Origin of the sequence: Bradyrhizobium sp. 141 (genome assembly GCF_023074055.1) — a bacterium.
In the GTDB taxonomy this organism is placed as follows: Bacteria; Pseudomonadota; Alphaproteobacteria; order Rhizobiales; family Xanthobacteraceae; genus Bradyrhizobium.
This window is the reverse complement of sequence record NZ_JADPKR010000082.1, coordinates 447425-472102: the sequence shown is the minus strand read 5'-3', so window position 1 is coordinate 472102 and position 24678 is coordinate 447425. Positions and strand designations below refer to the sequence as shown.

At 64.8% G+C, this 24678-nt stretch carries 32 protein-coding genes; 18 read left to right on the top strand and 14 right to left on the bottom strand.

The genetic code is table 11. From position 1 onward, the window contains the following. Positions 1-46 precede the first annotated feature (46 nt). On the top strand, positions 47-568 hold the full coding sequence (locus IVA81_RS25570) for a mismatch-specific DNA-glycosylase (RefSeq protein ID WP_247323031.1): 522 nt from the start codon (positions 47-49) through the stop codon (positions 566-568). Positions 569-695: 127 nt separating this feature from the next. Here the strand turns inward: IVA81_RS25570 and IVA81_RS25565 are convergent, their stop codons facing one another. Then, entirely contained in the window at positions 696-1241 is a 546-nt protein-coding gene (locus IVA81_RS25565; RefSeq protein ID WP_247323029.1) for a phosphohydrolase, read from the bottom strand. Positions 1242-1568: 327 nt separating this feature from the next. Here IVA81_RS25565 and IVA81_RS25560 point away from each other — a divergent pair, with 327 nt between their 5' ends. Next, the gene (locus IVA81_RS25560; RefSeq protein ID WP_247323027.1) at positions 1569-2219 is read left to right on the top strand and encodes a glutathione S-transferase family protein; all 651 of its coding nucleotides are present in this window, start codon (positions 1569-1571) and stop codon (positions 2217-2219) included. Positions 2220-2341: 122 nt separating this feature from the next. On the opposite strand, the gene IVA81_RS25555 is transcribed toward IVA81_RS25560, so the two are convergent. Next, entirely contained in the window at positions 2342-2776 is a 435-nt protein-coding gene (locus IVA81_RS25555) for a hypothetical protein (RefSeq protein ID WP_247323025.1), read from the bottom strand. A 517-nt stretch (positions 2777-3293) separates the two neighbouring features. On the opposite strand from IVA81_RS25555, the gene IVA81_RS25550 reads away from it, so the two are divergent. The 3 genes from IVA81_RS25550 (at position 3294) to IVA81_RS25540 (ending at position 4577) form a co-directional block, all read left to right on the top strand. Next, positions 3294-3677: a RidA family protein gene (locus IVA81_RS25550; protein ID WP_247323023.1), complete on the top strand. Its 384-nt coding sequence runs from the start codon at positions 3294-3296 to the stop codon at positions 3675-3677. A 147-nt stretch (positions 3678-3824) separates the two neighbouring features. Then, positions 3825-4085, top strand: a complete 261-nt coding sequence (locus IVA81_RS25545; RefSeq protein WP_247323022.1) for a hypothetical protein — start codon at positions 3825-3827, stop codon at positions 4083-4085. Between the two features lie 240 nt (positions 4086-4325). Beyond that, positions 4326-4577 carry a hypothetical protein gene (locus IVA81_RS25540; protein WP_247323020.1) on the top strand — a complete coding sequence of 84 codons (252 nt, stop codon included), beginning with the start codon at positions 4326-4328 and terminating at the stop codon, positions 4575-4577. A gap of 199 nt (positions 4578-4776) precedes the next feature. Here IVA81_RS25540 and IVA81_RS25535 read toward each other — a convergent pair whose 3' ends face one another. Next, positions 4777-5262 carry a J domain-containing protein gene (locus IVA81_RS25535; RefSeq protein WP_247323019.1) on the bottom strand — a complete coding sequence of 162 codons (486 nt, stop codon included), beginning with the start codon at positions 5260-5262 and terminating at the stop codon, positions 4777-4779. 111 nt (positions 5263-5373) lie between these two features. On the opposite strand from IVA81_RS25535, the gene fabG reads away from it, so the two are divergent. The 3 genes from fabG to IVA81_RS25520 all read left to right on the top strand — a co-directional run bounded on the left by fabG (position 5374) and on the right by IVA81_RS25520 (position 7211). Then, positions 5374-6141, top strand: a complete 768-nt coding sequence (gene fabG, locus IVA81_RS25530) for a 3-oxoacyl-ACP reductase FabG (RefSeq protein ID WP_247323018.1) — start codon at positions 5374-5376, stop codon at positions 6139-6141. Positions 6142-6328: 187 nt separating this feature from the next. After that, positions 6329-6577, top strand: a complete 249-nt coding sequence (locus IVA81_RS25525; protein WP_028145592.1) for a helix-turn-helix domain-containing protein — start codon at positions 6329-6331, stop codon at positions 6575-6577. 112 nt (positions 6578-6689) lie between these two features. Beyond that, a complete protein-coding gene (locus tag IVA81_RS25520) occupies positions 6690-7211 on the top strand; it encodes a collagen-like protein (protein WP_247323017.1) in 522 nt (173 codons plus the stop codon). Positions 7212-7361: 150 nt separating this feature from the next. Here IVA81_RS25520 and IVA81_RS25515 read toward each other — a convergent pair whose 3' ends face one another. Continuing rightward, positions 7362-7583: a hypothetical protein gene (locus IVA81_RS25515; protein WP_028145595.1), complete on the bottom strand. Its 222-nt coding sequence runs from the start codon at positions 7581-7583 to the stop codon at positions 7362-7364. 97 nt (positions 7584-7680) lie between these two features. Then, positions 7681-7947, bottom strand: coding sequence for a DUF2277 domain-containing protein (locus tag IVA81_RS25510; protein WP_247323016.1), 267 nt, complete (start codon positions 7945-7947; stop codon positions 7681-7683). A 130-nt stretch (positions 7948-8077) separates the two neighbouring features. Here IVA81_RS25510 and IVA81_RS25505 point away from each other — a divergent pair, with 130 nt between their 5' ends. The 3 genes from IVA81_RS25505 (at position 8078) to IVA81_RS25495 (ending at position 10328) form a co-directional block, all read left to right on the top strand. Continuing rightward, complete coding sequence (locus IVA81_RS25505; protein WP_247323015.1) at positions 8078-9154, top strand: alpha/beta fold hydrolase; 1077 nt, start codon at positions 8078-8080, stop codon at positions 9152-9154. 146 nt (positions 9155-9300) lie between these two features. Further along, the gene (locus tag IVA81_RS25500) at positions 9301-9654 is read left to right on the top strand and encodes a hypothetical protein (protein WP_247323014.1); all 354 of its coding nucleotides are present in this window, start codon (positions 9301-9303) and stop codon (positions 9652-9654) included. A gap of 71 nt (positions 9655-9725) precedes the next feature. Beyond that, positions 9726-10328 (top strand): MSMEG_1061 family FMN-dependent PPOX-type flavoprotein, encoded by a 603-nt coding sequence (locus IVA81_RS25495; RefSeq protein WP_247323013.1) that lies wholly within the window; start codon positions 9726-9728, stop codon positions 10326-10328. 213 nt (positions 10329-10541) lie between these two features. On the opposite strand, the gene bfr is transcribed toward IVA81_RS25495, so the two are convergent. The 3 genes from bfr to IVA81_RS25480 all read right to left on the bottom strand — a co-directional run bounded on the left by bfr (position 10542) and on the right by IVA81_RS25480 (position 11890). Beyond that, positions 10542-11030 carry a bacterioferritin gene (gene bfr, locus IVA81_RS25490; protein WP_011089420.1) on the bottom strand — a complete coding sequence of 163 codons (489 nt, stop codon included), beginning with the start codon at positions 11028-11030 and terminating at the stop codon, positions 10542-10544. A 132-nt stretch (positions 11031-11162) separates the two neighbouring features. Next, entirely contained in the window at positions 11163-11435 is a 273-nt protein-coding gene (locus IVA81_RS25485; RefSeq protein ID WP_247006817.1) for a (2Fe-2S)-binding protein, read from the bottom strand. 161 nt (positions 11436-11596) lie between these two features. Then, the gene (locus IVA81_RS25480) at positions 11597-11890 is read right to left on the bottom strand and encodes a hypothetical protein (protein ID WP_247323012.1); all 294 of its coding nucleotides are present in this window, start codon (positions 11888-11890) and stop codon (positions 11597-11599) included. A gap of 145 nt (positions 11891-12035) precedes the next feature. On the opposite strand from IVA81_RS25480, the gene IVA81_RS25475 reads away from it, so the two are divergent. After that, complete coding sequence (locus IVA81_RS25475) at positions 12036-12359, top strand: hypothetical protein (protein WP_247323011.1); 324 nt, start codon at positions 12036-12038, stop codon at positions 12357-12359. A gap of 228 nt (positions 12360-12587) precedes the next feature. Then, positions 12588-12872: a hypothetical protein gene (locus IVA81_RS25470; RefSeq protein WP_247323010.1), complete on the top strand. Its 285-nt coding sequence runs from the start codon at positions 12588-12590 to the stop codon at positions 12870-12872. Between the two features lie 81 nt (positions 12873-12953). Here the strand turns inward: IVA81_RS25470 and IVA81_RS25465 are convergent, their stop codons facing one another. Together IVA81_RS25465 and ettA are read right to left on the bottom strand one after the other, a co-directional pair. Next, positions 12954-14180, bottom strand: coding sequence for a lytic murein transglycosylase (locus tag IVA81_RS25465; RefSeq protein WP_247323008.1), 1227 nt, complete (start codon positions 14178-14180; stop codon positions 12954-12956). Positions 14181-14187: 7 nt separating this feature from the next. Further along, the gene (ettA, locus tag IVA81_RS25460; RefSeq protein WP_247323006.1) at positions 14188-15837 is read right to left on the bottom strand and encodes an energy-dependent translational throttle protein EttA; all 1650 of its coding nucleotides are present in this window, start codon (positions 15835-15837) and stop codon (positions 14188-14190) included. A 233-nt stretch (positions 15838-16070) separates the two neighbouring features. On the opposite strand from ettA, the gene IVA81_RS25455 reads away from it, so the two are divergent. Further along, positions 16071-16286, top strand: coding sequence for a hypothetical protein (locus IVA81_RS25455; protein ID WP_247323005.1), 216 nt, complete (start codon positions 16071-16073; stop codon positions 16284-16286). Positions 16287-16415: 129 nt separating this feature from the next. Then, a complete protein-coding gene (locus tag IVA81_RS25450) occupies positions 16416-17378 on the top strand; it encodes a D-2-hydroxyacid dehydrogenase family protein (protein ID WP_247323004.1) in 963 nt (320 codons plus the stop codon). 57 nt (positions 17379-17435) lie between these two features. Here the strand turns inward: IVA81_RS25450 and IVA81_RS25445 are convergent, their stop codons facing one another. Beyond that, positions 17436-18638, bottom strand: a complete 1203-nt coding sequence (locus tag IVA81_RS25445; protein ID WP_247323003.1) for a L,D-transpeptidase — start codon at positions 18636-18638, stop codon at positions 17436-17438. Between the two features lie 320 nt (positions 18639-18958). On the opposite strand from IVA81_RS25445, the gene IVA81_RS25440 reads away from it, so the two are divergent. After that, entirely contained in the window at positions 18959-19792 is an 834-nt protein-coding gene (locus IVA81_RS25440; RefSeq protein ID WP_247323001.1) for a hypothetical protein, read from the top strand. Positions 19793-19957: 165 nt separating this feature from the next. On the opposite strand, the gene sseA is transcribed toward IVA81_RS25440, so the two are convergent. From sseA to IVA81_RS25425, 3 genes are all read right to left on the bottom strand, one after another. Then, positions 19958-20818: a 3-mercaptopyruvate sulfurtransferase gene (gene sseA, locus IVA81_RS25435; RefSeq protein WP_247322998.1), complete on the bottom strand. Its 861-nt coding sequence runs from the start codon at positions 20816-20818 to the stop codon at positions 19958-19960. 141 nt (positions 20819-20959) lie between these two features. Then, positions 20960-21373 carry a rhodanese-like domain-containing protein gene (locus tag IVA81_RS25430; protein ID WP_247322996.1) on the bottom strand — a complete coding sequence of 138 codons (414 nt, stop codon included), beginning with the start codon at positions 21371-21373 and terminating at the stop codon, positions 20960-20962. Positions 21374-21528: 155 nt separating this feature from the next. After that, positions 21529-22704: a VWA domain-containing protein gene (locus IVA81_RS25425; RefSeq protein WP_247322995.1), complete on the bottom strand. Its 1176-nt coding sequence runs from the start codon at positions 22702-22704 to the stop codon at positions 21529-21531. A 123-nt stretch (positions 22705-22827) separates the two neighbouring features. On the opposite strand from IVA81_RS25425, the gene IVA81_RS25420 reads away from it, so the two are divergent. Next, complete coding sequence (locus tag IVA81_RS25420) at positions 22828-23073, top strand: GlsB/YeaQ/YmgE family stress response membrane protein (protein WP_036028526.1); 246 nt, start codon at positions 22828-22830, stop codon at positions 23071-23073. Positions 23074-23168: 95 nt separating this feature from the next. Beyond that, entirely contained in the window at positions 23169-24011 is an 843-nt protein-coding gene (locus IVA81_RS25415) for a MoxR family ATPase (protein WP_008140272.1), read from the top strand. Positions 24012-24678: the final 667 nt, after the last annotated feature.

Genomic DNA, 24678 nt, shown 5'->3' with positions numbered 1-24678 from the left:
TTTGTCGTCCCACATATCGCTCCGCTCATGCGGGCCACAGCAGCGGATGATTGATACGTTGAACGCCACTTTCCACCGCCTCCCCGACCAGCTCCGCCCCAACCTCCGCCTCGTCTTCGTCGGCACCGCCGCCTCGACGCGTTCGGCCGAGCTCGGGCACTATTACGCCCATCCCGGCAACCGCCTCTGGCGCGCGATCCATGAAGCCGGGATTACGCCGCGGCGATATCAGCCAAGCGAGTTCGCATCGCTGATCGCGCTCGGGATCGGCTTCACCGATCTCTCCAAGACGGGCGCCGGGATGGATCACCAGATCGCGGCGGAGACGATCGACGTGCCGGGGTTCAGTGCCAAGATCGAGACATATCGGCCGCGGACGATTGCGTTCACGAGCAAGAAGGCGGCGAGCTTGTTTTACGGCAGGCCGTCGAGCGGGATTGCGCTGGGGCGGCAGGAGCGCGATGGGAGCCTGCCCGAGATCTTCGTGCTGCCCTCGCCGTCCGGCGCGGCGTCGGGGAATTGGACAATCGAGCCGTGGCGCGAGCTTGCGAAGTGGATCGCGGCGTAGGGTGGGCAAAGGCACCCTTGCACCGTGCCCACCGTCTTCCCGCGATCCCTCAGGATGGTGGGCACAGCGCGCGAAGAGCGCGCCTTTGCCCACCCTACGCACCACCACCCTATGCACCACCATTGCCTCAGCTCAGCGACGCCAGCTCGCGCGCGAGGTTGGCGCGGGCTTGCCGATCGAATGTCGCGGCGAAGTCGGGATCGGGAAAGATCACCTCGCGGGCCGCGAAGTGGCGGAGCACGCGGGCGCGGCCGACGCGATAGTCTTCCTCGCCGACATGGATGAATTCGCGGCGGATCGCGGCGGCGTAGGCGTCATATCGCGCGGAATCAGTGCCGAGAATGCTGAGGTCGATCGAGATCAGGATTGCCCCGAGGCGATCGCCGGCGGCAACGTCGTGCGTCCTGGTCAGGCGGATCAGACGGCCGACCTCCCGACGAAGCTCGGTGCGGACGTGCTGTTCGGCGAGCTCCGCGCTGCGCTCCTCGTTGTCCAACCGGGTCGGGTCGTAGACGACGTCGTGCCACCAGATCGCCTCCGACAGCGTTTCGCGTTCGGCGACTGAGAGACCCTCGACGCGCGCGAGCGAGGCCAGGCAATCCTCGATATGCGAGAGATTGTGATAGTGGCGGCCGGCCGCCGCATAGGCCGCGACCAGCTGTTCCCGATTCATCGGCAAGGCCTCATTCATCGAACCATTCCTTGACGAGCCTCTTTGCGCGTTTCGTGCAGGGTGAGATAAAGCAAGGCCCGGTATGTCTGCATAGTAGCAGGTGCAAGGTGGATCAGGCGACTTGTCCGCCGCGAAGGCGGACGTGTCATCCACCGATGGCGCTGGCTCCGCTGACGGCAAGTTGGTGGGTTACGCCTTGCGCCGTAACGTGTTGATGGACCGCGCATGTGAACGGCTAACCCACCCTACAAGGACGAGGCCGGATGTCGGAATCCGCTCCCATCGTTCGTCCTCTGCAGACCAAGCACCATCAACGCGGAACCCCAGATGCCTCCCACCATCACCGCCTTCGAAAACTCCCCCGACCGCGGCAGGGGCCAGGCCCGCGACATGCGGGTACGCTGGGCGCTGGAAGAAGTCGGCCAGCCCTACGACGTCCGCCTTGTCTCGTTCGCGGCGATGAAGGCGCCCGCGCATCTTGCGCTGCATCCGTTCGGACAGATCCCGACCTATGAGGACGGCGATCTCGTCCTGTTCGAATCCGGCGCGATCGTGCTGCACATCGCCGAGCGCCATGCCGGGCTGCTGCCTGACGACGCCAATGCGAGGGGCCGCGCGATCGCGTGGATGTTCGCCGCGCTGAGCACGGTGGAGCCGCCGATCGTCGAGCTCACCATGGCCATGCTGTTCGAGCGCGACAAGAGCTGGTACGCGGAGCGCTTGCCCATGCTGCAGGACCGCGTCCGCGTCAGGCTCGGCGAGTTGTCCCGCCGCCTTGACCATGCCGACTGGCTCGACGGCGCGTTCAGCGCCGGCGATCTCATGATGGTGACGGTGCTGCGGCGGCTGAACACATCGGGTTTGCTGGACGAGTATCCCGCTATCGCCGCCTATGTCGCGCGCGGCGAGGCGCGGCCGGCGTTCCGGCGCGCGTTTGACGCGCAGCTTGCGGTGTTCACCGCCGCATCGCGTTCGTAGTTCGTAGGGTGGGTTAGCGCAGCGTAACCCACCAGTTCTGTTACCGCGGAAAGAGGTGGGTTACGCCCAGCGGATTGCGCTTCGCGCATCCGCAGAGCTAACCCACCCTACGGCACCTCGCCCTACCGCATCGTGATCGCAAGGCCGCTGAGATCAGCATTCGCCATCAACCCGACCTGCGTGCCCGTCAATTCCAGCACCGCGCCCTTCTGGTTGGTCAGCACGATGGCGCGGGCGCCGCGGCCGACCGCAAGGCCGGCACCGGCGGCGCCGTAGACGCCGGCGACGTCGGAGGGACGGTTGATGTTGGAGACGCGGCCGCGCAGCACGGTTTTCGAGCCGCCGAACACGAGGCCGTAGTCGAGCCCGCCGGTGGAGAGCCCATAGGCGCGGCCGCGGAAGTTGAGCACGCCCGAGCCACCGGAGCCGCCGATGATCCAGCCCGCCTTGTAGATCGTCAGCGTCACGAAACCGCCGTCGGCCATCGCCGAGGTCGAGAGCCCGGCCAGGGCAGCAATGCCGACCAGCGCGGCGCGGAAGGTGGATGCGATCTTCATTTGTGTCTCCGGGGGCTATTTTTCAGGGGGAATCGAATCAGACGCGGCGAATCTACCCGATGGATCGCGGCGGCAACATGATCAGGGCGCGTGAGGCTTGGCAGGGGCTGCTTCCTTATGCGCAGCAACGCCGCATCTCACAAGTCGTCATCGGAGCCATGGTGCCTCCACAGCGTCATGGCCGGGCTTGACCCGGCCATCCACGTCTTCCTCTCGGCACAAAGAACGTGGATGCCCGGGACAAGCCCGGGCATGACGGCGGGGTTTGGGGCCACAGCTGAGGCCAACCGCCATCATGCCATTCTGCCCCTGTGTTGCCCGACGAAGCAAGCGAAGATTTCGCTCTTCCCGAATTTGAGAAACCCCAACGATCTCCGCATGATCGCTACTGTGCATGGGGTTGTTTTCGCAACTTTCTTGGAGCGGGCCCGCATCGGGACATCGCGAATGCGGTTGCAACTGTCCCGCATGTCGCTACGCTCATGCGAGCTACTCAGGGTCCTGTCGAGGTGATCCCATGCCGATCCAGCATTTTGCGCCCCCGCCGCACGTCAAGGCGCCGCCGCTGTCCTTTGCGACGCGCGTCGGCGATCTCCTGTTCGTCTCGGGCATTCCCGGCTTCGATGCCAATGGTGCGCTGCCCGATGGTTTCGAGGCGCAGTTCGCCAACGTCGTGGTCAACATCAAGCGCGTGCTCGACGAGGCCGGCGCAGGTGTCCGCGACCTCGTCAAGGTCAACGTGCTCCTGACCCGCCCCTCCGATGTCGCCGCCATGAATGCGCTCTATGCCGGCGCCTTCGGCCCGCCGCCTTACCCGGCGCGCACCACTTGCGTGGTGCAGGCCCTGCCCGATCCGAAGATGCTGATCGAATTCGAGGCGGTGGCCGCGCTTTCGAAGTGAGCCACGCCTGTGACCTGTCGGGCACGCGGCCAAACCAAATGCGCAGGCGCGACTGACATGTCCGTGAACGGCCGCCCCCCGGCTTGCAAAGAACCTGTTTTTACCGCACGAATTTTCGGATCCCACGTCCCCACAAGGAGATACTTCATGCGTCGCGTTCTCGCGCTCTGTGCCGTTGCCGGCATCGCCACCTCCGTCTTTGCCGTGCCGGCCTCGGCTGCGGTCGGCTATTACGTGATCCGCTGGGACAACACCGGCATCTGCCAGGTCTGGAACGAGGACCTGAAGTACAAGCCGTTCCAGTTTGGGGTGTCGACCTACAAGGTCGTCAGCAAGCCGCTGCCGACGTTCCAGGCCGCCTCCGACGTCCAGATCAAGTTGCGCACCGAGCGCCGCTGCACGCTCTAGGCTTGACGCGACAAAACGGTTTTCAAGGGCGGATCGCGCGAGCGCTCCGCCCTTTCGTTTTTGCAGGACCTTCGCGTTTTTCGGCCGAAATCAGCCGTGTCCCGCGCGCGCTCGTTGAACCTGATCAGCACACCGAACTACTCACATCTTGTCCGGCGCGCATTCCCCAGAGCGTCCGGCACCAGCCCTCCCCGTCATTGCCGGGAGGCGCATCACATCATTCATTTGAAGGAGCTGATCATGCGTCGTCTTTCCCTGCTGTGCGCTGCCGCCGGCCTTGCCGTCACTGCGTTCGTCGCTGCGAGCCCTGCGGAGGCGAGCTATCACCTGATCCGCTGGCAGGACACCGGCTTCTGCCAGATCTGGGACGACAGCATCCCGACCACGCCGTGGCCGGCCGGCTATCACCGCGCCAGCGCGACCGTGCCGACCTTCATCGACGCACTCGCGGCCAAGGACGCCGCGCTCAAGAACGGCAGCTGCACCTGGTAAGGTTTCGATCGGCGGACGAAGAGCCGGGCAAGGACGCGGGCATGCGTTCTTGCCCGGTTTGTTTTCGAGATGTCGTAGGGTGGGCAAAGCGAAGCGTGCCCACCATTGTGCGCGATCTGAGAAAGACGTGGGCACGGCGCAAGTGCGCCTTTGCCCACCCTACGAGACCTTTTGTGTGAACAAAGAAGCGGACGCGCTCTCACGCGTCCTTGTGCGCGCCGGGATGGATCAGGACGTCGCGGGCGGCGGCGAGGTCGATGAAGGCTTGCGCGCTGCCGCCGTGGTCGGGATGCATGCCCTTGGCGGCGCGGCGATAGGCCTGGTTGATATCCTCGCAGGTGAGCTGCACCGCCAGCGGCAGGCCGAGCATTTTGCGGGCGCGATCCTCGCTGGAGAGCTTCTTCGGCATGGCATTGCGGCGGCCGAAGCGCGGCGCGGTCAAATCGTGGACGACATCGAGCACCACACCGAGGCGGCGCTGGGCCGCCAGCGTGACGCCGTGATCGTCATTGCCCGCGGCCTGGCGCAGCACCGGAAGCGCCTGCTCGGCGGCCTGACGCAGCATGGTATCCGTGCTCATCCGCGCGATCTCGGCCACGAGCCGGCCCGCCTCGGCGAAGTCGGCTGACGGCGCCGACCGGAGGCGTTCAAGGGCGAGTTTCCAGGAGTCGAGCCGTTCCATCATGCGCGCAACGTTTAGCAATGAAGATCAGTATGCCAAGGCTGCCGTTTCCGACCCCTTAATTTCGAGTTAGCGTTTCGTGAAACTTCGAAACGAAATCGGGAGGAATATGTCATGGCACTGCTTGCAAACCACATCGCCGTCGTCACCGGTGCCGGTTCCGGCATCGGCCGCGCCATCGCCGCCGGCTATGCGCGCGAGGGCGCGCAAGTGGTGCTGCTCGACGTCAATTCCGACACCGTCGCGGACGCCGCCCAGGAGATCCGAAAATCGGGCGGCAAGGCCGAGAGCTTCGCACTCGACGTGACCCGGCGGGAGGATTGCTTCGCACTGGCTAGCCAAGTCGCGGACAAGGTCGGGCAGATCTCGATCCTCGTCAACAATGCCGGCATCACCCGCCGGAACGCCTTCACCGCGGAGACCGAGACCGTGGCGAAGGACTGGAACGACATCATCTCGCTCAACCTCAACGGCGTCTTCAACATGACGCAGGCCTTCCTCAGCCCCTTGCGCGCGAGCAAGGGCCGCATCGTCAATATCGGCTCGATCCAGTCCTTCGTGCATCTGCGCACGCCGAGCTCGGCGGCCTACACCACCTCGAAACACGGCGTGCTCGGCTTCACCAAGGCGCTCGCGGTCGAGCTCGGCAAGGAGGGCGTGCGCGTCAACGCGATCGGGCCCGGCTTCATCGAGACCAACATCAACGCCAATGTGCGCGCCACCAACCCGGCGCTGGTGCAGGCCTTCGTCGATCACACCCCGCTGGCGCGCACCGGCAAGCCCGAGGACATCGTCGGACCCGCGATCTTCCTGGCGTCGGATCTGTCGGCCTATGTCACCGGAACCATCGTGATGGTGGACGGCGGGTATCGGACGGTGTGAGCGGGCCCCTTACTCGGCCGCTGCCAATCGCGGCGGCTTCGCGGCATTCCTGAGGTCATCTGGTGCGATGGGCCGCGGTTAACCTTCCGTTAACCAAACCGGACCACCGTACATGTACGGCTTGGGGGTCGTTTGTTCTCGATCCGCTTCCAACGATGGAAGCGGGCGTTGATCGGGGAGTATGTTGATGACCACTGTTCATGTCGCCGCGTCCGAGTCGGGCGCACAATTTCTTGCTCCTAACCAGATCGTTCCGTTGCTGATCGGCGCGACCGTCGACGAGGTCGAGCGCGAGCTCGTGCTCCAGACGCTAGCGCGCTGCGACGGCAACCGCACGCGCGCCTCGCGCGTGCTCGGGCTGTCGGTCCGCACGCTGCGCAACAAGATCAGGATCTATGCCGCCTCCGGCATCGACGTGCCCGCCTATCAGGATTGACGCGCGGTTGCGTGCCGATTGATGTTGACCGATCCCACGCGAAGCGCGGGCGGAATTGCTGCTGTCGTCAAACGCCGCTAAGTAGCTTGCTTCCGGTCAAGGGAGCAGTGGCGTGGCAGACGATCAGGGACGACGGCAGGGATCTCAGGGACCGCGCGGGCGGCAGGGTGAGCCGGGACGGCCGGGACCGCAGGGTCATCCGGGCCGACGCGGGCCGGATGGCACGCGCGGCAAGCCTGGTCCACAGGGCAAGCCGGGGCCGATCGGAAAGGCGGGACCTCAGGGCAAGCCCGGTCCGCAAGGCAAGCAGGGCGAGGCCGGCCCGCGCGGGGCAATTGGCGCGCAGGGTCCTGCCGGACCACAGGGGCCAGTAGGGTCGCAAGGCCCGCGCGGCGAGGCCGGGCCGCCCGGTCAGCTGCCGTCCATCGAACAGGTGCTGCCGTGGCTCGATCAACTGTTCGACGCCTGGGACGAGCGCCGCCGCCAACGCGAGCGCGAAGCCGCCGAGCGCGAAGCGCTGGAGACCGCCGTGCAGGAGCCCGATGAGGCGATCGTCCACGACGAGAGCGACGACGGCGAAGGCGACGAGCACAAGAAAAAGAAGAAGAAGAGGAAGCACGGTCAGAAAGTCTAGCCGCTTGCTCGTGCCCCGGACGCAGCGCGGCATGCAATGCTGCGCTGCTGAGCCGGGGCCCATGTCCCTGAGACCTGCGCTGACGATTTCTGGGTCCCGGCTCTGCGGAGCGGCACTTCGCGCCGCACCGCGTCCGGGACACGCGCCAAATCAAGACGCGCCGGAAGCATCATCTTTCCGCGGCAGCATGCCCATCCGCTCGAACTGCCAGCGCATGGCGCGATACCAGAGATAGCCAACCGCCGCGCCGCACAGAGCGAGGATGATCACGTTCGCGCTCGAGAACGAGCCGCTCCACCACATCATCCACGCCGTCCACAGCAGCGTGAAGACGATGGCACCTGCTTTGAGCGGAAGAAGGGGGCGGCTCATGATCGTGCTCCGGGCTGTCAAAACCCCGGCGAACATCATCGCGTACGAACAGGCCTTCTTCCGTGAGCCAGATCACGGAATGGCTCGTCAGCGATCGCTAACCGAAGCGCAGCCGGGAGCGTTCCCTCGCCTTTTCCGCCTCGACCTCGCGGTCGCGCGCCGGCACATGGGTGTGCAGCGAAGTCAGGAGGTTTCGCGCGGCCTCCGAGACCTCCGCCACCGCACGGTCGAACGCCGCCTCGTTGGCCTGCGACGGCTTGTTGAAACCGGACAGTTTTCGCACGAACTGGAGCGCGCTGGCGTGGATCTCATCCTCCGTCGCCGGCGGCTCGAAGTTGAACAGCGTCTTGATGTTGCGACACATGCAGGCTCTCTCTCCGGATGTTTCCTTGAAGACGATCGGCGAAGCCGAAATCCTACATCCTTCTCCGCACTTCTGCTAAGTTCCGCCGCAACGCGGCCGCCGACCATGAGCCGCAATGGGGGAGAGAAACATGAAGGCTTGTTGCGTCGCGTTGACGGCTGTCCTGCTTTCCTTTTCGACACCGGTATGGGCGGCCGACTATCCGGCACCCAAGCAGGGCGACTGGATCGCCAGGGATTTCAAGTTCCACACCGGCGAAACCATGCCGGAGCTGAAGCTGCACTACACCACCGTCGGTGAGCCCACCGGCCAACCTGTGCTGGTGCTACATGGAACGGGCGGCTCGGGCACCGGCATGCTGGGTCCTTCCTTCGGTGGTGAGCTGTTCGGGCCAGGGCAACCGCTCGACGCCTCCAAATATTACATCATCCTTCCCGACAGCGTCGGGCATGGCAAATCATCGAGGCCGTCGGACGGGATGAAGACGAGCTTCCCGAAATACGATTACGACGACATGGTCGAGGCGCAGCATCGCCTGGTGACGGAAGGCCTCGGCGTCAAGCATCTGCGGCTCGTCATCGGCAATTCGATGGGCGGCATGCAGACCTGGCTGTGGGGTGAGAAATATCCGAAGGCGATGGATGCGCTGATCCCGATGGCCTCGCAGCCGACCGAAATGGCGTCGCGCAATTGGATGCTGCGGCGGATCATGCTCGACACCATCCGCAACGACCCCGACTACAACGGCGGCAACTACACCAGCCAGCCGCGCATGATGAAATATGCCATCACCGCCTACGGCATCGCGAGCATCGGCGGCACACTGGCCTATCAATCTCAGGCGCCGACGGCAGCGAAAGCCGACAAGATCGTCGACGATCGACTGGCGACGCCGATCACGGCGGATGCCAACGACTTCGTCTATCAGTGGGAGTCCTCGCACGACTACAATGCCGGCGAGAAGCTGGAGGCAATCGAAGCATCCCTGCTGCTAATCAATTCCGCCGACGACGAGCGCAATCCGCCCGAGACCGGCATCACGGACGCTGCGATGAAGCGGGTCAAGAACGGGCGCCTGCTCCTGATCCCGGCGAGCACCGAGACACGCGGGCACGGTACCACCGGCAATGCGAAATTCTACAGCGAGCAGGTGCGGCAGTTGCTGGAGACCACGCCTCAGCAAACGACTGAAGCGGCGCGCCGCTGATTTTGCATCGCATCATGTGCGGCGCATCGGAGCCGCATATTATTTGGGCATGCAATGCACTGATAGCTCGGGCTTAATCCGTCAACGATGGAATGGACGCGAGCAAGAATCTCGCGCGAATAGCAAGACGCGACGAGGAGGATGGCATGCACAGGCTCGCACTGTGCGTTTGGCTGGCCGCGATGACGGCGCTGACGAGCGCCGCATTCGCGTTCGACAACGGGCAATACGATCACGTTCCGCCCGACATCCGCGCCTGGTTCAAGAGCGTGATCGCGCCGAACGGCGTGCCCTGCTGCGACATCTCCGACGGCCATCGCACCGACTACGACGTGCGGAGCGGCGCCTATTGGGTGCCGATCGAGGGACAATGGATGGAGGTGCCCGAGCGCGCCATCATCCGCGGCCACGGCAATCCGGTCGGCCAGGCCGTGGTCTGGTACGTTCACCACCGCGGCGCCATCATCATCAGCTGCTTCGTGCCGGCGGATGCAGTCTAGCATGATGGATTTCGTTGGCTGAGGCGGCCCGATCGGGTAGCTTGTCGCAAAGCTGATGCGGAGGCACGCCGTTGACCGATCTTTGCGCCGAAGACCTCGCCACCATCTATGCCAAGCCGAGCCCGCGCGTGATCGCGAAAGCGCGTCCTGCGATCGATGCGCATGCGAAGAAGTTCATCGAGATGTCGCCGTTCTGCGTGCTCGCGACGTCGGGCGCGGACGGCAGCGTCGATGCCTCCCCACGCGGCGGCAGCATCGGCTTCGTCCACGTCGCCGGCCCCAACCAGCTCTTGATGCCTGACCGCTCCGGCAACAACCGGATCGACAGTTTTCGCAACGTCGTCGAAGGCTCGGGCTTCGTGCATCTGCTGTTCTTCGTGCCAGGGATCGACGAGACGTTGCGCGTCGGCGGACGCGGCACGCTGTCGGCCGATCCGGAGCTGATCAACTCTATGGTGGAATTCGGCAAGCCGCCGCGCGCGGTGTTGAACGTCGCGGTCAGCGAAGTCTATTTCCACTGCGGCAAGGCGCTGATGCGCTCGAAGCTGTGGTCGCCCGAGAAGGTGCAGCGCTCGGTGATGCCGAGCATCGTCGAGGTCATTCACGATCAGACTGGCCTCGGCGAACCGGCGAGCCAGGAGATCGTGGAAGAACTCTACAAGACGCAGCTGTAGCTGGGGCGGTTGCTGGTAGACATAACTGCGCGGCAATCACAGTGTCGTCCCGGACAAGCGAAGCGCAGATCCGGGGACCCATAGCCACAGGAAAACGTTTGTTGCTCGGTACTAGCTCCGCAGTGCCACGGAAAGATTCCGCGGTATGGTCCCCGCTTTCGCGGGGACGACATTGGAGTGTGTGGCGATGACGTCTATCGCGACGCCGAAGCCTTAATGCCCCTCGCCCTCGAGCCCGCCGACGTGCTTCTGGGTGTAGAGTTCAAGACCGATGCGGCCGATCAAATCGAGCTGGGTTTCGAGGAAGTCGATGTGGTGCTCCTCGTCGCTCATCAGCTTCTCGAACAGGTCACGCGTGACGTAGTCCTTGACGCCGTGGCAGTAGGTTGCCGCTTCCTGGTAGAGCGCGCGCGCGCTCATCTCGGCAGCGAGGTCGCACTCGATGATCTCCTTGACGTTCTGGCCGATGCGCAAGGGGTCGAGCACCTGCATGTTCGGGAAGCCGTCGAAGAACAGGATGCGCGCGGTGAGCTTGTCGGCGTGCTCCATCTCCTCGATGGACTCCTTGCGCCAGACCTTGGCCATGTCGAGGAGGCCCCAATTGTCGAGGAAGCGGTAGTGCAGCCAGTACTGGTTAATCGCAGTCAGCTCGTGACGCAGTGCCTTGTTGAGATAGTCGATGACTTTTGCGTCGCCCTGCATGGTTCACTCCAGCTCTTGCAGTCCAAATCGGCCCTAACCGAGTTTAGAACGCTTCTAAGTCAGTTTGCGAATGAGGGCAACTGGCTACGGAGACGCAGCCGAGGAAAAGCTCGACCGAGCTGGCGAAGGCTTTCAGCAGGCCGCGAGGGCGAATTGAGCGGGCTGGGCCGTCTCGTCATTGGCGGCCACGGTGTGGCTATGCGGGCAGCCGGAGCAACAGGACTGGGCGCAGGGGCCAAGCGCTTCGTCGATGATGGTCTTGATCGTCCGGGCGCAGCGGCCGCATTCGGCGCTACAGCCGAGGCACCCATAGACCTGCTTGGCATGGCGCACAGCGTCGTCGGACTCGGCGACGGCGGCGCGGATGTCGTCGTCGCTCAGCACGTTACAGGAACAAACGATCATGGAAGCGGCAGGCCCTTCGGTGATGCTTCACCATCGATATTTAACGGGCCGGCCGGATGCAAAAGGAAAAAGCGGTATTTGAAGCTATTCCAAACTGGCCCAATAGCAGCCTAGAACGGCTCCAAAACCCAGCGTTGCGCTGAATCAAGATTAGAGCGGATCTAGTCCCCGCCGCCCCCTCCACCACCGTCGCCGCCTCCGCAATCCCCGCCACCACTGCCGCTGTCACTGCTGGAACAGCTGCCGCCGTCGCTCGAGCTCCCCGAACCGCCCCCGGAAAACCAGCTCCCCAGCGAGAAGCCGTCATTCGTCCCCGTGTAGCTGTCGCCGCCGCCACTCCCGCCGTCGCCGCCGGCCGCGGCCCGCGAGCGGCGCTGGCTGCGGTTCTGAAGATGCACGATCCAGCCGTAGCCGATCGCGAAGACAACTCCAGCAGCGATCAATGCACCTATCATCGTGGTCCAACTCGCCTCCCAGGCACATCTGTGCCCGATATTCATTGGTCGCGCCCGGCAAAGGGGCCGTTCATTGATCATTCAAACGAAGTATGGAACTCTGCTCCCAAAGAGTTCCCGCGTGTTCCTGCGAAAGGCCAAGCCCATGAAGAAGTTGCTCCTGGCGGTTACTGCCGTCGCTACCTTGGCCTTTGCGGCCGGAACACCGGTCCATGCGCAGCGCGGCGTCGCGGCGGGCGTGGCGGCCGGGATCATCGGCGGCGCCATTGTCGGCGGCGCGCTGGCCTCTCCGCATTATTACGGACCCGGCCCGGGCTATTACGAACCCGGCTATTACCCACCCCGCTACTACGCGCCGGGTCCGGGCTATGTCTCCGACGGCTATTATGGTGGCGGCTGCACCTGGCAGAAGCAGCGCTTCTGGGACGGCTACGGCTGGCGCGTCCGCCGCGTCAGAGTCTGCGGCTGAAAACGTCGCGGGCCGGTTTCGTCTGGACCGGTTCACTACGGATGTGCCGTTCATCTCCGGGCCCGAAAAAGACCGCTTTTTCTCGTCACAGCTCCGTGCGCGTTTACCGTGGATTGACCAATTGCGCGCTTCCTAGCTGCACGGTCACTTCCATCAGCGTGTTGCGTGAACCTTTGAAACCCGGGCGCCTCTAACAAGAGGAGCCCATCTCCCAGGAGAGCCTAGAGCATGAAGAAGACTTTAGTTGCCGCCCTTACGGTAGCGACGGTTGCTGCTTCGCTGGTGACGGTCACGCCGCCCGCGAAAGCTGGCGACAACATTGGCGCCGGTATCGCAGCGGGCCTGATCGGCGGCGCCATCGTCGGCGGTGCCATCGCGTCGAGCCGTCCGGCCTATGGTGGTCCGGTTTACGTCGCCGAGCCCGGCCCGCCGCCCCCGCCCTGCTACTGGCAGCGCCAGCGTTATTGGGACGGCTACGGCTGGGTCGTTCGCCCGGTTCGCGTTTGCTACTGATCTGATCGCACGGCGCTCACCAGCGCCGCGATCGAAGCCCGGCCGAGACCTTCGGCCGGGCTTTTTCTTTTTGGTCAAACCCTATCGCGCCGCCTGGATCGAGCGCAGCACCTCTTCGCTCGGCCAGCAATCAACCTTGAGGCCGGCCGACTTCTGATAGGCGCCGAGCGCCGCCCGCGTCAGCATGCCGGCCTTGCCGTCGATCTTGTCCTTGTAGAGCCCGACGCGCGTCAGCCCGCGCTGCATGGTCTCGACATCCTTGGTGCGCAATTGCTTGGAGGCCGCCCAGGGCGTTGCGAACGGAAGCGGGCTCGTCATGCGGTCGCCGAGATGGCCGACGAACAGTACATAGAGGTCCGAGAAATTGTATTCCTTGATGACGAAGTAGTTCTTCGTGGTCAGGAACGACGGGCCGTAGATGCCTTCCGGCTGAAGCAGCGAAGCCGGCTGCGCCTGCTCGGCGGCACTTAGCTTCTGGCCGCGCACCGGCACAAAACCCTCGCGCAGCCACTGGCCGATCGGCTTCGTCACCTCCGGCACGCCCATCGTGCAATCGACCTTGGCCGGCGCCTGCACTTCGTAGGCCCAGCGCACGCCGCTCTGCCAGCCCTTGTTGACGAGTTGCTGCGCGGCGGAGGCCAGCGCATCGGGCACGGAATGCCAGATGTCGATGCGACCGTCGCCGTCGAAGTCGACGCCGTGTTTGTAATATTCCGACGGCAGGAACTGCGTGAGCCCGGTGGCGCCCGCCCAGGACGAACGCATGTCCTTGCGCGTCACTATGCCCTCGCCGAGGATCTTCAATGAGAGGATGAACTCGTTGCGGTACTGGTCCTTGCGCCGCCCGACATAGGCCTGCGTCGCCAGCACGCGGACGAGATCGTAAGGCAACGTGTAGCGGCCATAGTTTGTCTCGCGGCCCCAGATCGCGAGCATGACAGTCGCCGGCACGCCGGACTTCCTCTCGATCTCGCTCAGCGAGGTTCGATATTTCTGCAGCAGCCGCTGCCCCTCGCCCGCAAGCCGCGCGATCGAGGCTTCCTTGACGTAATCCGCCGGCACCTGCACAAACTCGGCCTGCGACGGCGCACCTAGCGCGGGACGTCCAGGCAGGATCAGGTCGGGCAGCTTGTAGTCGGGCTCGAGCCCGCGCGTCTGCTCGTCGAACGTCTTGCGCGAGACGCCTTCGGCCTGCGCCTCCGGCCAGAGTGAGGCGATGAACTGCGTGAAGGCCGCGTCGGCAGCGCGGGCGGACGACGAGCCGCAGGTGACCGCGATCACCGCAGCGATGAGCGCCCGCCGCATCATGCCGCCATCACCGCGTCAGCTTCTTGTACTTCACGCGGTGCGGAATGATGCTGTCCTGGCCGAGCCGGCGCATCTTGTCCTTCTCGTAATCCTGGAAGTTGCCTTCGAACCATTCGACGTGGCTGTCGTCTTCGAAGGCCAGGATGTGGGTCGCGATACGGTCGAGGAACCAGCGGTCATGGCTGATGATGACGGCGCAGCCGGCAAAGTCCTCCAGCGCCTCTTCGAGCGCGCGCAGCGTGTCGACGTCGAGGTCGTTGGTCGGTTCGTCGAGCAGCAGCACGTTGGCGCCGGACTTCAGCATCTTGGCGAGATGCACGCGATTGCGTTCACCGCCAGAGAGCGCGCCGACCTTCTTCTGCTGGTCGGCGCCCTTGAAGTTGAACGCCGAGCAATAGCCGCGCGAGTTCACTTCCTTCTTGCCGAGCAGGATCAGCTCGTTGCCGCCGGAAATCTCCTCCCACACGTTCTTGCTGCCGTCGAGCGCGTCGCGCGACTGGTCGACATAACCGAGGTGCACGGTCTCGCCGACCGTGATGGTGCCCTTGTCCGGCTGTTCCTGCTGGGTGATCATCTTGAACAGCGTGGTCTTGCCGGCGCCGTTAGGGCCGATCACGCCGACGATGCCGCCGGGCGGCAGCTTGAAGGTGAGATCGTCGATCAGCAGGCGGTCGCCGAAGCCTTTGCTGAGACCTTCGAAGTCGACGACGTTCGCGCCAAGGCGCTCGGCGACGGGAATGATGATCTGAGCGGTCTGGGTCTGCTTCTCGCTCGCCTGCTTGAGCAGGTCCTCGTAGCGCTGATAGCGCGCCTTGGACTTGGCCTGACGCGCCTTCGGTGACGAGGCGACCCATTCCTGCTCGCGCGCGAGCGTCTTCTGGTGCGCGGCGTCCTCGCGTCCCTCCTGCTCCAGCCGCTTCTGCTTCTGCACCAGCCAGGACGAGTAGTTGCCCTCGTAGGGAATGCCCTTGCCGCGATCGAGCTCGAGAATCCAGCTCGTGACGTTGTCGAGGAAGTAGCGATCATGGGTCACGATCAGGATCGCGCCGGGATAGCTGCGCAGATGGCCTTCCAGCCAGGACACCGACTCGGCGTCGAGATGGTTGGTCGGTTCGTCCAGCAGCAGCAGCTCGGGCTGATCGAGCAGCAGCTTGCACAGCGCGACGCGGCGACGCTCACCGCCGGAGAGCTTCGTCACGTCGGCATCGTCGGGCGGGCAGCGCAGCGCGTCCATGGCCTGGTCGACCTTGCTGTCGAGATCCCAGAGGCCCTGGGCCTCGATCTCGTCCTGCAGCTTGGTCATCTCGTCGGCGGTTTCCTCGGAGTAGTTCATCGCCAGCTCATTGTAGCGATCGAGGATGGCCTTCTGCTTGGCGACGCCCAGCATGACGTTCTCGCGCGCGCTGAGTGCCGGATCGAGATGCGGCTCCTGCTCGAGATAGCCGACACGGGCGCCCTGCGCGACCCAGGCCTCACCGTTATACTCCTTGTCGAGGCCGGCCATGATCTTGAGCAGCGTCGACTTGCCCGAGCCGTTGACGCCGAGCACGCCGATCTTGGCGTCCGGGTAGAAGCTCAGATGGATGTTATCGAGCACCTTCCGGGTCGGGTAGCTCTTGGTCAGGCCCTGCATGAAATAGATGAACTGGCGCGCCATCGGTCCCGAAAACCTTCGATTTGAGGAAATTTGCTTGCCGCCGATGTAGCGATCCCGCCCCGAAAGGGCAACGTTTTCCGTCCGTTCACCACGGATGAATACGGGACGGACACCATCCGGCCACCGATCCGGACAATTGAAACCATCTTTTAATAAATCAGGCCGAAAGCTCGGTTTCGCGCGGAAACAGCGCCACCCGCTCAGAACGAACGGGAGCACAGCGAGGCCGCATCATGGCTCTGATCGAGACCCATTCTCTTCCTGTTCCGGCAGAAGCCGGCCACGTCTCCGACTTCGCCTCGGAGATCAAGGGATTCTGGAAGCGCTTCTTCGCCACCGCCTTCAATCCCTACCGCCCCGAACTGCACTACATGCGCGGACCCGGCCCCGCCTGGCGCGCCAAGCACGGCATGGATGCGCCGTTCCGCCTGAAGCCCCGCGATTTCTGAGCCGCCTGTCCTATCGGATTTTTGAAGACGCAAGCTGCTTGCGCAACGCTCTGATTGCGCGCAACCATGGCCTGGTTCCGACGACGGCGCTCGCCTGGCGCCCTCACCTCTCGCCATGGATGAACGCTGATGAGCCGGCTGCGCTGTGCAATTCTCGACGACTATTTCAACCTCGCGCTCGACGTCGCCGATTGGCAGAAACTGTCCGACCGCCTCGACGTCACCGTGTTCAGCCATCCCTTCGCCTCCGAACAGGCAGCAGTCAGCGCGCTCGCCGATTTCGACATCATCTGCGCGATGCGCGAGCGCACCGCATTCCCCAAGAGCCTGTTCGAGAGCTTGTCGAAGCTGAAGCTGCTGCTCACGTCAGGCATGCGCAATGCCGCGATCGACATGGAAGCCGCGAAGGCACGCAATGTCGCCATTGGCGGCACGCAATATTCGCGCGACCCGACCGCACCGCTCACCATGGGCCTGATCCTGGAGCTGACCCGCGGCATCGGCCGCGAGAACGCGCGCATGCATGCCGGCGAGCCGTGGCAGACCTTTGCCGGGGTCGAGATCGAGGGAATGACGCTCGGCATCGTCGGGCTCGGCAAGCTCGGCAGCAAGATGGCCGGGATCGCCAAGGCGTTCGGCATGAACGTGATCGCCTGGAGCCCGAACCTCACGCCGGAGAAGTGCGCAGGCGCAGGCGTCGGCTACGCCACCAAGGAGGAGCTGTTCGCCAAGGCCGACATCGTCACCATCCATGTGGTGCTGAGCGAGCGCTCGCGTGGCCTCGTCGGCGCTGCCGATCTCGCGCGGATGAAGCCGACGGCCTTTCTCGTCAACACCGCGCGTGGGCCGATCGTGGACGAGCAGGCGCTGCTCGAGGCGTTGCAGCAGCGCAAGATCGCGGGCGCCGGCATCGATGTGTTCGCGGTCGAGCCGCTGCCGGTCGACCATCCCTTCCGCAAGCTCGACAATCTCGTGCTGACGCCGCATCTCGGCTACGCCACCGAGGACGGCTTGCGCATCCACTATGGCCAGATGGTCGAGGCGATCGACGCCTTCACTGGGGGCCGCGAGTTGCCGCGCAAGCTGGCCTGAAACGATGAAGGGCGTGCCGATGGCACGCCCTTCGCTCGATCAGATTTCGTGGAGCTGTTAGCGCACAGTGACCGGCGCAGGCAGCGGCGGCACCACGGTCGGCTGCGTGCCCGGGACCGGACCGGCCTGGGCGGCCATCGGAGCCGGACCGGCAGCAGCGGGTGCGGGCGCAGCGGAGGCGGTCGCCGTTCCCGGCGGCGGGCCACCCGGCATCACCACCACGCGAGTGCCGACCTTGACGCGGTCGAACAGGTCGGAGACGTCCTCGTTCAGCATGCCGATACAGCCGGACGACACGAACTTGCCGATCGTGGAGGGCTGGTTGGTGCCGTGGATGCGGTAGACGGTCGAGCCGAGATACATCGCGCGAGCGCCGAGGGGATTGCCGGGACCGCCGGCCATGAAGCGCGGCAGATAGGGCTGGCGCTCGATCATCTCGGTCGGCGGATGCCAATCCGGCCACTCGGCCTTGCGGGTGATCTTCTGCACGCCGGTCCAGGTGAAACCGTCGCGGCCGACGCGGACGCCGTAGCGGATCGCTCGGCCATTGCCGAGCACGTAATAGAGGTAGGTGTTCGGCGTATCGACCACGAGCGTGCCGGCCGGCTCCTTGGTCTGGAACGCGACTTCCTGGCGGCGCAGGTTCTGCGGCAACTGCACCGGCGCAGCATCGGGCTGCTCCTCGGGCGGGAGCGCGGCCATTGTCATCGGCCGGCCATCGGCGCCGACTGGCGGCTGACCGGCCTGGACCGTTCCGGTTGCGGCGGGACCACCGACGGCTTCCGGCGGACGCATGCCGTCATTGGCCGGTGCCTGGCCCTGACCCGGACGATTGGCATAGATCACCGGCGGCGGGCCGGCGGGGCGGCCGTAGCGGGGATCGTCGGGCGACATCACGGGGCCCTGCGGCGGGGCGGCCGAATAGACCGGAGGAGCGCCAGCCGGGCGGCCATAACGCGGATCATCCGGCGACATCACCGGACCCTGCGGCGGCGCGGCCGAGTAGACCGGGGGCGCGCCGACCGGGCGGCCATAGCGCGGATCGTCGGCCGGGCCGGGCGGCGGCAACGATGCCTGCGGCATCGCGTCGTCGTCATCTTCCAGCGCGTCGAAATTCGGTGTGCGGTCGCCGGGCCGATATTCAGCCGGGGCGCCATAGCTCGGCGTCTGCTGGACCGGATAGCTCTGAGCCTGCGCGAGCGAGGTTCCCGCCGCAGCGACTGTTGCGGCAGCGCATATCGTCAGAAAATGTTTGATCATCATCGCTCTTGTATAGTCCCCAAGCCCGATCGGACCGTTAACGGCCAGATGGCCGAAGATAGCGGCACATTCAAGACATATCAGGCTTATTTGCGCCGGATTTGCCGATTTGTGATCCGCAAGACTACCGTTGCCCCGTTGCATCACGGGGCGGAAATCGCATCACGCCGTGGATTGCCGGAGTCATGAGGCCCGAATTTAAGGGAACGGGGCGGAATCGTTGCGGTATGTTCGAATCAGCCTGATTCGCCCCCGCTTTGAGCTCCAACTCCGCGTGGCGAACGCGGCAAACAGTACCGTCACCGCGTTTCAGATGGCTCATGGGCCCTGGCCACTTCGCCGCCGGGGCGGAAATTCGCAACCGCTCGATGCTTCCCGGCTTTCGCTTCCTGTTTGCCGCGATCCTGCTGTCAACCTCCATCCTGGTGTTCGGCCTGGGCGCCGCCGCGCTGCTGCGGGCGAGCCATGAGCAGTATGCCAACAACCCCTCCTGGCGGCACGGCCCGCAGGAGCAGGTGTTCGCGCAGGCGTCCGAGCCTGCCGAGCCGGTGCTCGCGGTCCTCCGCGCGGAGCCGGAGGTGACGGCCGAGCCCGAGCCGTCATTGCGCGACCAGGTGCCGACCATCGGATTGCCGGCAACCGAGCCCGAGCCGGTCGCCGTGCTGACGACCGAGGCTGACGTACCGACGCAGGTCGCCGCACCCGCGACCGATCCCGTGGCCGCCGAACCGGCCAAGGCCGAGACGACGACGGAGGCCGCAGCGCCGGCGCCCGCCGACACGCTCACCCCCGCCGACACCACGGCCTCAATTCCCGAAGCCAAGCCTGACCTTAAGCCTGCCGCTGTCGCAACCGCCGGCGAGCCGGCGCCGGCTGACCCCAGCGCGGCCCTGGCCTCCTCTGCGCTCGACGTCGCCGCGGCCAAGCTGGCCGCACTGAACGAGCCGGCGACGACGGCCGTGAAGGCTCCGCCGGCGAAGGCCAAGGTCGATGGCAAGGTCGATAGCGGCGCCTCGGACAGCAAGGCGACCAAGCGCAAGGCGGCCAAGAAGCGTCATCGCGTGGTGCGGCGTCCTCCGCCTCAGCAGCTGCAGCAACAGCTCGATCCGTTCGGACAGCAGACCTTCGCGACCACGACCACGCGCACAAGGTGACTGGCGTCAACGCTCAGAAGAGGTCGTCATGCCCAGGCTCGTCCCGGGCATCCACGTTCTTCGTACCGCGCTTCAAGACGTGGATGGCCGGGTCAGGCCCGGCCATGACGCCGTGGAAGCGTGGGGCGAGGGAGCGCACCTTCAGCGCGGCCACAGTCGAATGACTCACGCCGGCCCGGTCGCGATTGCCGGGCCTTTTTCCTGGCCCCATTCCGACCAGGAGCCGTCATAGAGCGCGGTGTCGGTGACACCTAAGCGATAGAGCGCGAGTGTCAGCACGCCGGCCGACACACCCGATCCGCAGCTCGTCACGATCGGCGCATCGAGCTTGACGCCTGCGCCCGTGAAAGCGGCGCGGAGATCGTCGAGCGGCTTCATCTCGCCGGTCGCGGCATCGAACAGGAGATTGTAGGGCACGTTGCGGGCGCCGGGGATGTGGCCGGAGCGGATGCCCGGCCGCGGCTCGGGCGCGCGGCCCTCGAAGCGCTCGGCGGCGCGCGCGTCGATCACCTGCTCGGCACGGCTTTCGACGTTGGCGATCAGCTGCTGCATGCTGCGCACGCGCTTTGGATCGTAGCTCGCCTTGAACGTCGCCGGCTTCGGCTTCACCTCGCCGCTCTCGACGGGACGCGCTTCGGCGCGCCACTTCTTCAAGCCGCCGTTGAGGATGCGCACATTGCCGTGGCCGAAGGCCAGGAACATCCACCACGCGCGGGGAGCCGCGACCCAGCCGCCGGCATCGTAGAGGACGACGGTGTCGCTATTTCCGATGCCGAGATTGCCGACGTCGCGACCGAACTGCTCGGCGCTCGGATACATGTGCGGCAGCGGGTTGGAATGGTCCGACACGGCATCGACGTCGAAGAAGGCCGCGCCCGGCAGATGCGCGGCGAGATAGTCGTCCTTCGGCAGCGGCAGCACGCCCGGCAGCTTGAAGCTGGCGTCGAGGATCTTGACGTTGGCGTCGCCCATATGGGCGGCGAGCCATTCGGTGGAGACGAGGGGGTCGGTGGGGGTGTCAGTCATTGATGCACTCTCTGGCAACTTTCTGGGTCGCCATGCCCGGGCTTGTCCCGGGCATCCACGTCCTTCGGCGCGCGGGCCAGTACGTGGATGGCCGGGACAAGCCCGGGCATGGCGGAGTGTGTAGTACGTGCGGTATCCACCTCACCCCTTCTTCTTCGGCTCCCACGCTTCCGTCGGCCCGCCGGCGTCGCGCCAGGCGGCGTAGCCGCCGGCGATGTGGGCGACGGGCTTCAACCCCATGTCCTGCGCGGTCTTGGCGGCGAGCGCGGAGCGGAGGCCGCCGGCGCAGTGGAAGACGAACTTCTTGTCCTCCTGGAAGATCGGTTTTGCATACGGGCTCTGCGGATCGATCCAGAATTCGAGCATGCCGCGGGTGCAGGCGAACGCGCCGGGGATGCGCCCCTCACGCTCGATCTCGCGGGGGTCGCGGATGTCGACGATGACGACGTCGCCGTTCCTGGAGATCTCGATGGCGTCCTTGGCATTGAGCGTCTCGATCTCGGCATTGGCCTCGTCGATCAGCGCCTTGATGCCGCGGGTGATGTTCTGGGGCATGTGGTTCTCCCTCCCTCTTCTTGTCATTCCGGGGCGCGCGCAGCGCGAACTATGGTGCGCAATTGCGCACCTGAGAATCCATTTATCCACTAACTATGTCGCCCGATGGATTCCGGGTTCGCCCTCCGGGCGCCCCGGAATGACGACGGAGGAGATCAGTGCGTCAATTCCTTCATCGCACCTTCGAGCCCCTCGATCGTGATCGGATACATCCGGTTGGCGAAGATGCGTTTGATGATGGTGGTCGATTCCGAATAGTCCCAATGCTTCTGAGCGACCGGGTTCAACCACACCGAATGCGGATAGGTGCGGATGATGCGGTCGAGCCAGATCGAGCCCGGCTCCTCGTTCACGTGCTCGACCGAACCGCCGGGCACCATGATCTCGTAAGGCGACATCGAGGCGTCGCCGACGAACACGACCTTGTAGTCGTGCGGGTATTTGTGCAGCACGTCCCAGGTCGGCGTGCGGTCGGTGAAGCGGCGCTTGTTCTGCTTCCACACGCCCTCATAGAGACAGTTGTGGAAGTAGAAATACTCCATGTGCTTGAACTCGCTCTTCGCCGCCGAGAACAGCTCCTCGACCTGCTCGATATGCGCGTCCATGGAGCCGCCGATGTCGAAGAACACCAGCAGCTTCACCGCATTGCGCCGCTCGGGGCGCATGTGCACATCGAGATAGCCGTGATTGGCGGTCTCCCGGATCGTGGTGTCGAGGTCGAGTTCGTCAGGCGCGCCGGTGCGCGCGAACTTGCGCAGGCGCCGCAGCGCCACCTTGATGTTGCGGATGCCGAGCTCGACATTGCCGTCCAGATCCCTGAACTCGCGCTTGTCCCACACCTTCACGGCGCGGTTGTTGCGGTTCTTCTCCTGGCCGATGCGCACGCCCTCGGGATTGTAGCCGTGGGCGCCGAATGGCGAGGTGCCGGCCGTGCCGATCCACTTGGAGCCGCCCTGGTGGCGGCCCTTCTGCTCCTCGAGGCGCTTCTTCAGGGTCTCCATGAGCTTGTCCCAGCCCATGGCCTCGATCTGTTTCTTCTCTTCCTCGGTGAGATATTTCTCGGCGAGCTTCTTCAGCCAGTCCTCGGGGATCTCCGCCTTCTCCATGGCGTCGAGCAGGCTTTCGAGCCCCTTGAACACCGAGCCGAAGACGCGGTCGAACTTGTCGAGGTTGCGCTCGTCCTTCACCAACGCGGTGCGCGACAGATAGTAGAAATTCTCGACCGAGTAGTCCGCAAGGTCAGCGTCGAGCGCCTCCACCAGCGTGAGGTATTCGCGCAGCGTCACGGGGACCTGCGCGTCGCGCAGAGAGGTGAAGAATTGCAGGAACATGGGTGACAGATTGCCCGTCGGGTGGCTGACGTCAAGGGGCGGAGGCCATCGCTCCGCGCTGGACCCGGGTGCTTTTTGCTCTAGAATTGGCGCCCTCACGGGGTTGTTTTGGGGACGTTTGGCATGGGAATTCTCGCCGCGCTCATCATTGGCGCGATCGCAGGCTGGCTCGCGGGCAAGATTGTCCACGGGGCGGGATTTGGACTGATCGGCAACATCGTCGTCGGCATCATCGGCGCGCTGGTCGCAAGCTGGGTGCTGCCCCAGCTGCACATTCAGCTCGCCACCGGCACGATCGGCGCCATCGTGGACGCCACCATCGGCGCAGTGATTGTGCTCGTCATCCTTTCGCTGATAAAACGGGTCTGAAAGCCTGACCGAACCAGGAACGGCCGCCGCGAGAGGCCGTTCGCTTGTCGCGCCGGGGCGACAGCCTCTCGCCGACGATGACCCAAGGACACGCAATGAAATTTACCGGCACCAAGGACTATGTTGCGACCGACGATCTCAAGGTCGCCGTCAATGCCTCGATCGTGCTCGAGCGCCCGCTGCTCATCAAGGGCGAGCCCGGCACCGGCAAGACCGTGCTGGCCGAGGAAGTGGCGAAAGCGCTGAACGCGCCGCTGCTGACCTGGCACATCAAGTCCACCACCAAGGCGCAGCAGGGCCTCTACGAATACGACGCGGTGTCGCGCCTGCGCGACAGCCAGCTCGGCGATGCCCGCGTGTCGGACATCAAGAACTACATCAAGCGCGGCAAGCTGTGGGAGGCCTTCACCGCCGAGCAGCGCCCGGTGCTGCTGATCGACGAGATCGACAAGGCCGACATCGAATTCCCGAACGATTTGCTGCTCGAGCTCGACCGCATGGAATTCCATGTCTACGAGACCGGCGAGACGATCAAGGCCAAGCAGCGCCCGATCATGATGATCACCTCCAACAACGAGAAGGAGCTGCCGGACGCTTTCCTGCGCCGCTGCTTCTTCCACTACATCAAGTTTCCCGACGCCGACACGATGGGCCGCATCGTCGACGTCCACTTCCCCGGCATCAAGAAGCGCCTGGTCGAAGAGGCCTTGCGGATCTTCTTCGAGGTGCGCGAGGTGCCCGGCCTGAAGAAGAAGCCGTCCACGTCCGAGCTGCTGGACTGGCTCAAGCTGCTGCTCAACGAGGACATGAGCGTCGAGCAGCTGCGCGAGCGCGACCCGCGCAAACTGATCCCGCCGCTGCACGGCGCGCTGCTCAAGAACGAGCAGGACGTGCATCTGTTCGAGCGGCTGGCGTTCTTGAGCCGACGGGAAGTGTGAGCTCGCTCCCGGTCCCGTCATCCTGAGGTGCGAGTGGCGCGATGCAAGGCATCCCGCCGGGAGCCTCGAAGGATGAACGGCCGAGATGCAGCCGGGCCGTCGCCCTTCGAGGCTCGCCGAAGAGGCGAGCGCCTCAGGGCGACGGTGAGAGGTTTGAGCCGCTCTCTCCACACCGTCATTGCGAGGAGCCCTTGCGACGAAGCAATCCAGAATCCCTCCGCGGAAAGACTCTGGATTGCTTCGCTGCGCTGGCAATGACGGAGCTAGTGGCATGGACATCGCTCTCAAACCCGCATCGTAATCGCAGACACGCCTTCGCAGCCTCGCGGAGCATTTCGCCCGAGCTTTGCTTGGTCTCTCCACCCTCAAATCAAAGAGGGCGCAGGGAAGGCCGGGTGCCAGCTCGCACCCGCGGTCTGCTGCGCGAAACGCACGCGCAGAAAAACCGCACAGCAGCATACAGGTGGCGCCGAACACTCGGCCTTCCCTGCGCGATGGTCGGACGGCTTATGCCGTGCTCTCCCGGGAGCCGAACTTTCCTTCTGGCCTCCCTCGCCGCTCGAAGTGACGATGCCGTCTACCCGGTTGGGCTCGCGCACATCTTCGACCGGCTTGACCGTAGCAACGACGGCCAGGACCACACGGTTTTGCCGTACGCAAACAGCGC

Coding starts and splice junctions, on each gene's coding strand:
- IVA81_RS25570 (WP_247323031.1), top strand. CDS start 47: ATGATTGATACGTTGAACGCCACTTTCCACCGCCTCCCCGACCAGCTC.
- IVA81_RS25565 (WP_247323029.1), bottom strand. CDS start 1,241: ATGAATCGGGAACAGCTGGTCGCGGCCTATGCGGCGGCCGGCCGCCAC.
- IVA81_RS25560 (WP_247323027.1), top strand. CDS start 1,569: ATGCCTCCCACCATCACCGCCTTCGAAAACTCCCCCGACCGCGGCAGG.
- IVA81_RS25555 (WP_247323025.1), bottom strand. CDS start 2,776: ATGAAGATCGCATCCACCTTCCGCGCCGCGCTGGTCGGCATTGCTGCC.
- IVA81_RS25550 (WP_247323023.1), top strand. CDS start 3,294: ATGCCGATCCAGCATTTTGCGCCCCCGCCGCACGTCAAGGCGCCGCCG.
- IVA81_RS25545 (WP_247323022.1), top strand. CDS start 3,825: ATGCGTCGCGTTCTCGCGCTCTGTGCCGTTGCCGGCATCGCCACCTCC.
- IVA81_RS25540 (WP_247323020.1), top strand. CDS start 4,326: ATGCGTCGTCTTTCCCTGCTGTGCGCTGCCGCCGGCCTTGCCGTCACT.
- IVA81_RS25535 (WP_247323019.1), bottom strand. CDS start 5,262: ATGATGGAACGGCTCGACTCCTGGAAACTCGCCCTTGAACGCCTCCGG.
- fabG (WP_247323018.1), top strand. CDS start 5,374: ATGGCACTGCTTGCAAACCACATCGCCGTCGTCACCGGTGCCGGTTCC.
- IVA81_RS25525 (WP_028145592.1), top strand. CDS start 6,329: ATGACCACTGTTCATGTCGCCGCGTCCGAGTCGGGCGCACAATTTCTT.
- IVA81_RS25515 (WP_028145595.1), bottom strand. CDS start 7,583: ATGAGCCGCCCCCTTCTTCCGCTCAAAGCAGGTGCCATCGTCTTCACG.
- IVA81_RS25510 (WP_247323016.1), bottom strand. CDS start 7,947: ATGTGTCGCAACATCAAGACGCTGTTCAACTTCGAGCCGCCGGCGACG.
- IVA81_RS25505 (WP_247323015.1), top strand. CDS start 8,078: ATGAAGGCTTGTTGCGTCGCGTTGACGGCTGTCCTGCTTTCCTTTTCG.
- IVA81_RS25500 (WP_247323014.1), top strand. CDS start 9,301: ATGCACAGGCTCGCACTGTGCGTTTGGCTGGCCGCGATGACGGCGCTG.
- bfr (WP_011089420.1), bottom strand. CDS start 11,030: ATGCAGGGCGACGCAAAAGTCATCGACTATCTCAACAAGGCACTGCGT.
- IVA81_RS25485 (WP_247006817.1), bottom strand. CDS start 11,435: ATGATCGTTTGTTCCTGTAACGTGCTGAGCGACGACGACATCCGCGCC.
- IVA81_RS25480 (WP_247323012.1), bottom strand. CDS start 11,890: ATGATAGGTGCATTGATCGCTGCTGGAGTTGTCTTCGCGATCGGCTAC.
- IVA81_RS25475 (WP_247323011.1), top strand. CDS start 12,036: ATGAAGAAGTTGCTCCTGGCGGTTACTGCCGTCGCTACCTTGGCCTTT.
- IVA81_RS25470 (WP_247323010.1), top strand. CDS start 12,588: ATGAAGAAGACTTTAGTTGCCGCCCTTACGGTAGCGACGGTTGCTGCT.
- IVA81_RS25465 (WP_247323008.1), bottom strand. CDS start 14,180: ATGATGCGGCGGGCGCTCATCGCTGCGGTGATCGCGGTCACCTGCGGC.
- ettA (WP_247323006.1), bottom strand. CDS start 15,837: ATGGCGCGCCAGTTCATCTATTTCATGCAGGGCCTGACCAAGAGCTAC.
- IVA81_RS25455 (WP_247323005.1), top strand. CDS start 16,071: ATGGCTCTGATCGAGACCCATTCTCTTCCTGTTCCGGCAGAAGCCGGC.
- IVA81_RS25450 (WP_247323004.1), top strand. CDS start 16,416: ATGAGCCGGCTGCGCTGTGCAATTCTCGACGACTATTTCAACCTCGCG.
- IVA81_RS25445 (WP_247323003.1), bottom strand. CDS start 18,638: ATGATCAAACATTTTCTGACGATATGCGCTGCCGCAACAGTCGCTGCG.
- IVA81_RS25440 (WP_247323001.1), top strand. CDS start 18,959: ATGGGCCCTGGCCACTTCGCCGCCGGGGCGGAAATTCGCAACCGCTCG.
- sseA (WP_247322998.1), bottom strand. CDS start 20,818: ATGACTGACACCCCCACCGACCCCCTCGTCTCCACCGAATGGCTCGCC.
- IVA81_RS25430 (WP_247322996.1), bottom strand. CDS start 21,373: ATGCCCCAGAACATCACCCGCGGCATCAAGGCGCTGATCGACGAGGCC.
- IVA81_RS25425 (WP_247322995.1), bottom strand. CDS start 22,704: ATGTTCCTGCAATTCTTCACCTCTCTGCGCGACGCGCAGGTCCCCGTG.
- IVA81_RS25420 (WP_036028526.1), top strand. CDS start 22,828: ATGGGAATTCTCGCCGCGCTCATCATTGGCGCGATCGCAGGCTGGCTC.
- IVA81_RS25415 (WP_008140272.1), top strand. CDS start 23,169: ATGAAATTTACCGGCACCAAGGACTATGTTGCGACCGACGATCTCAAG.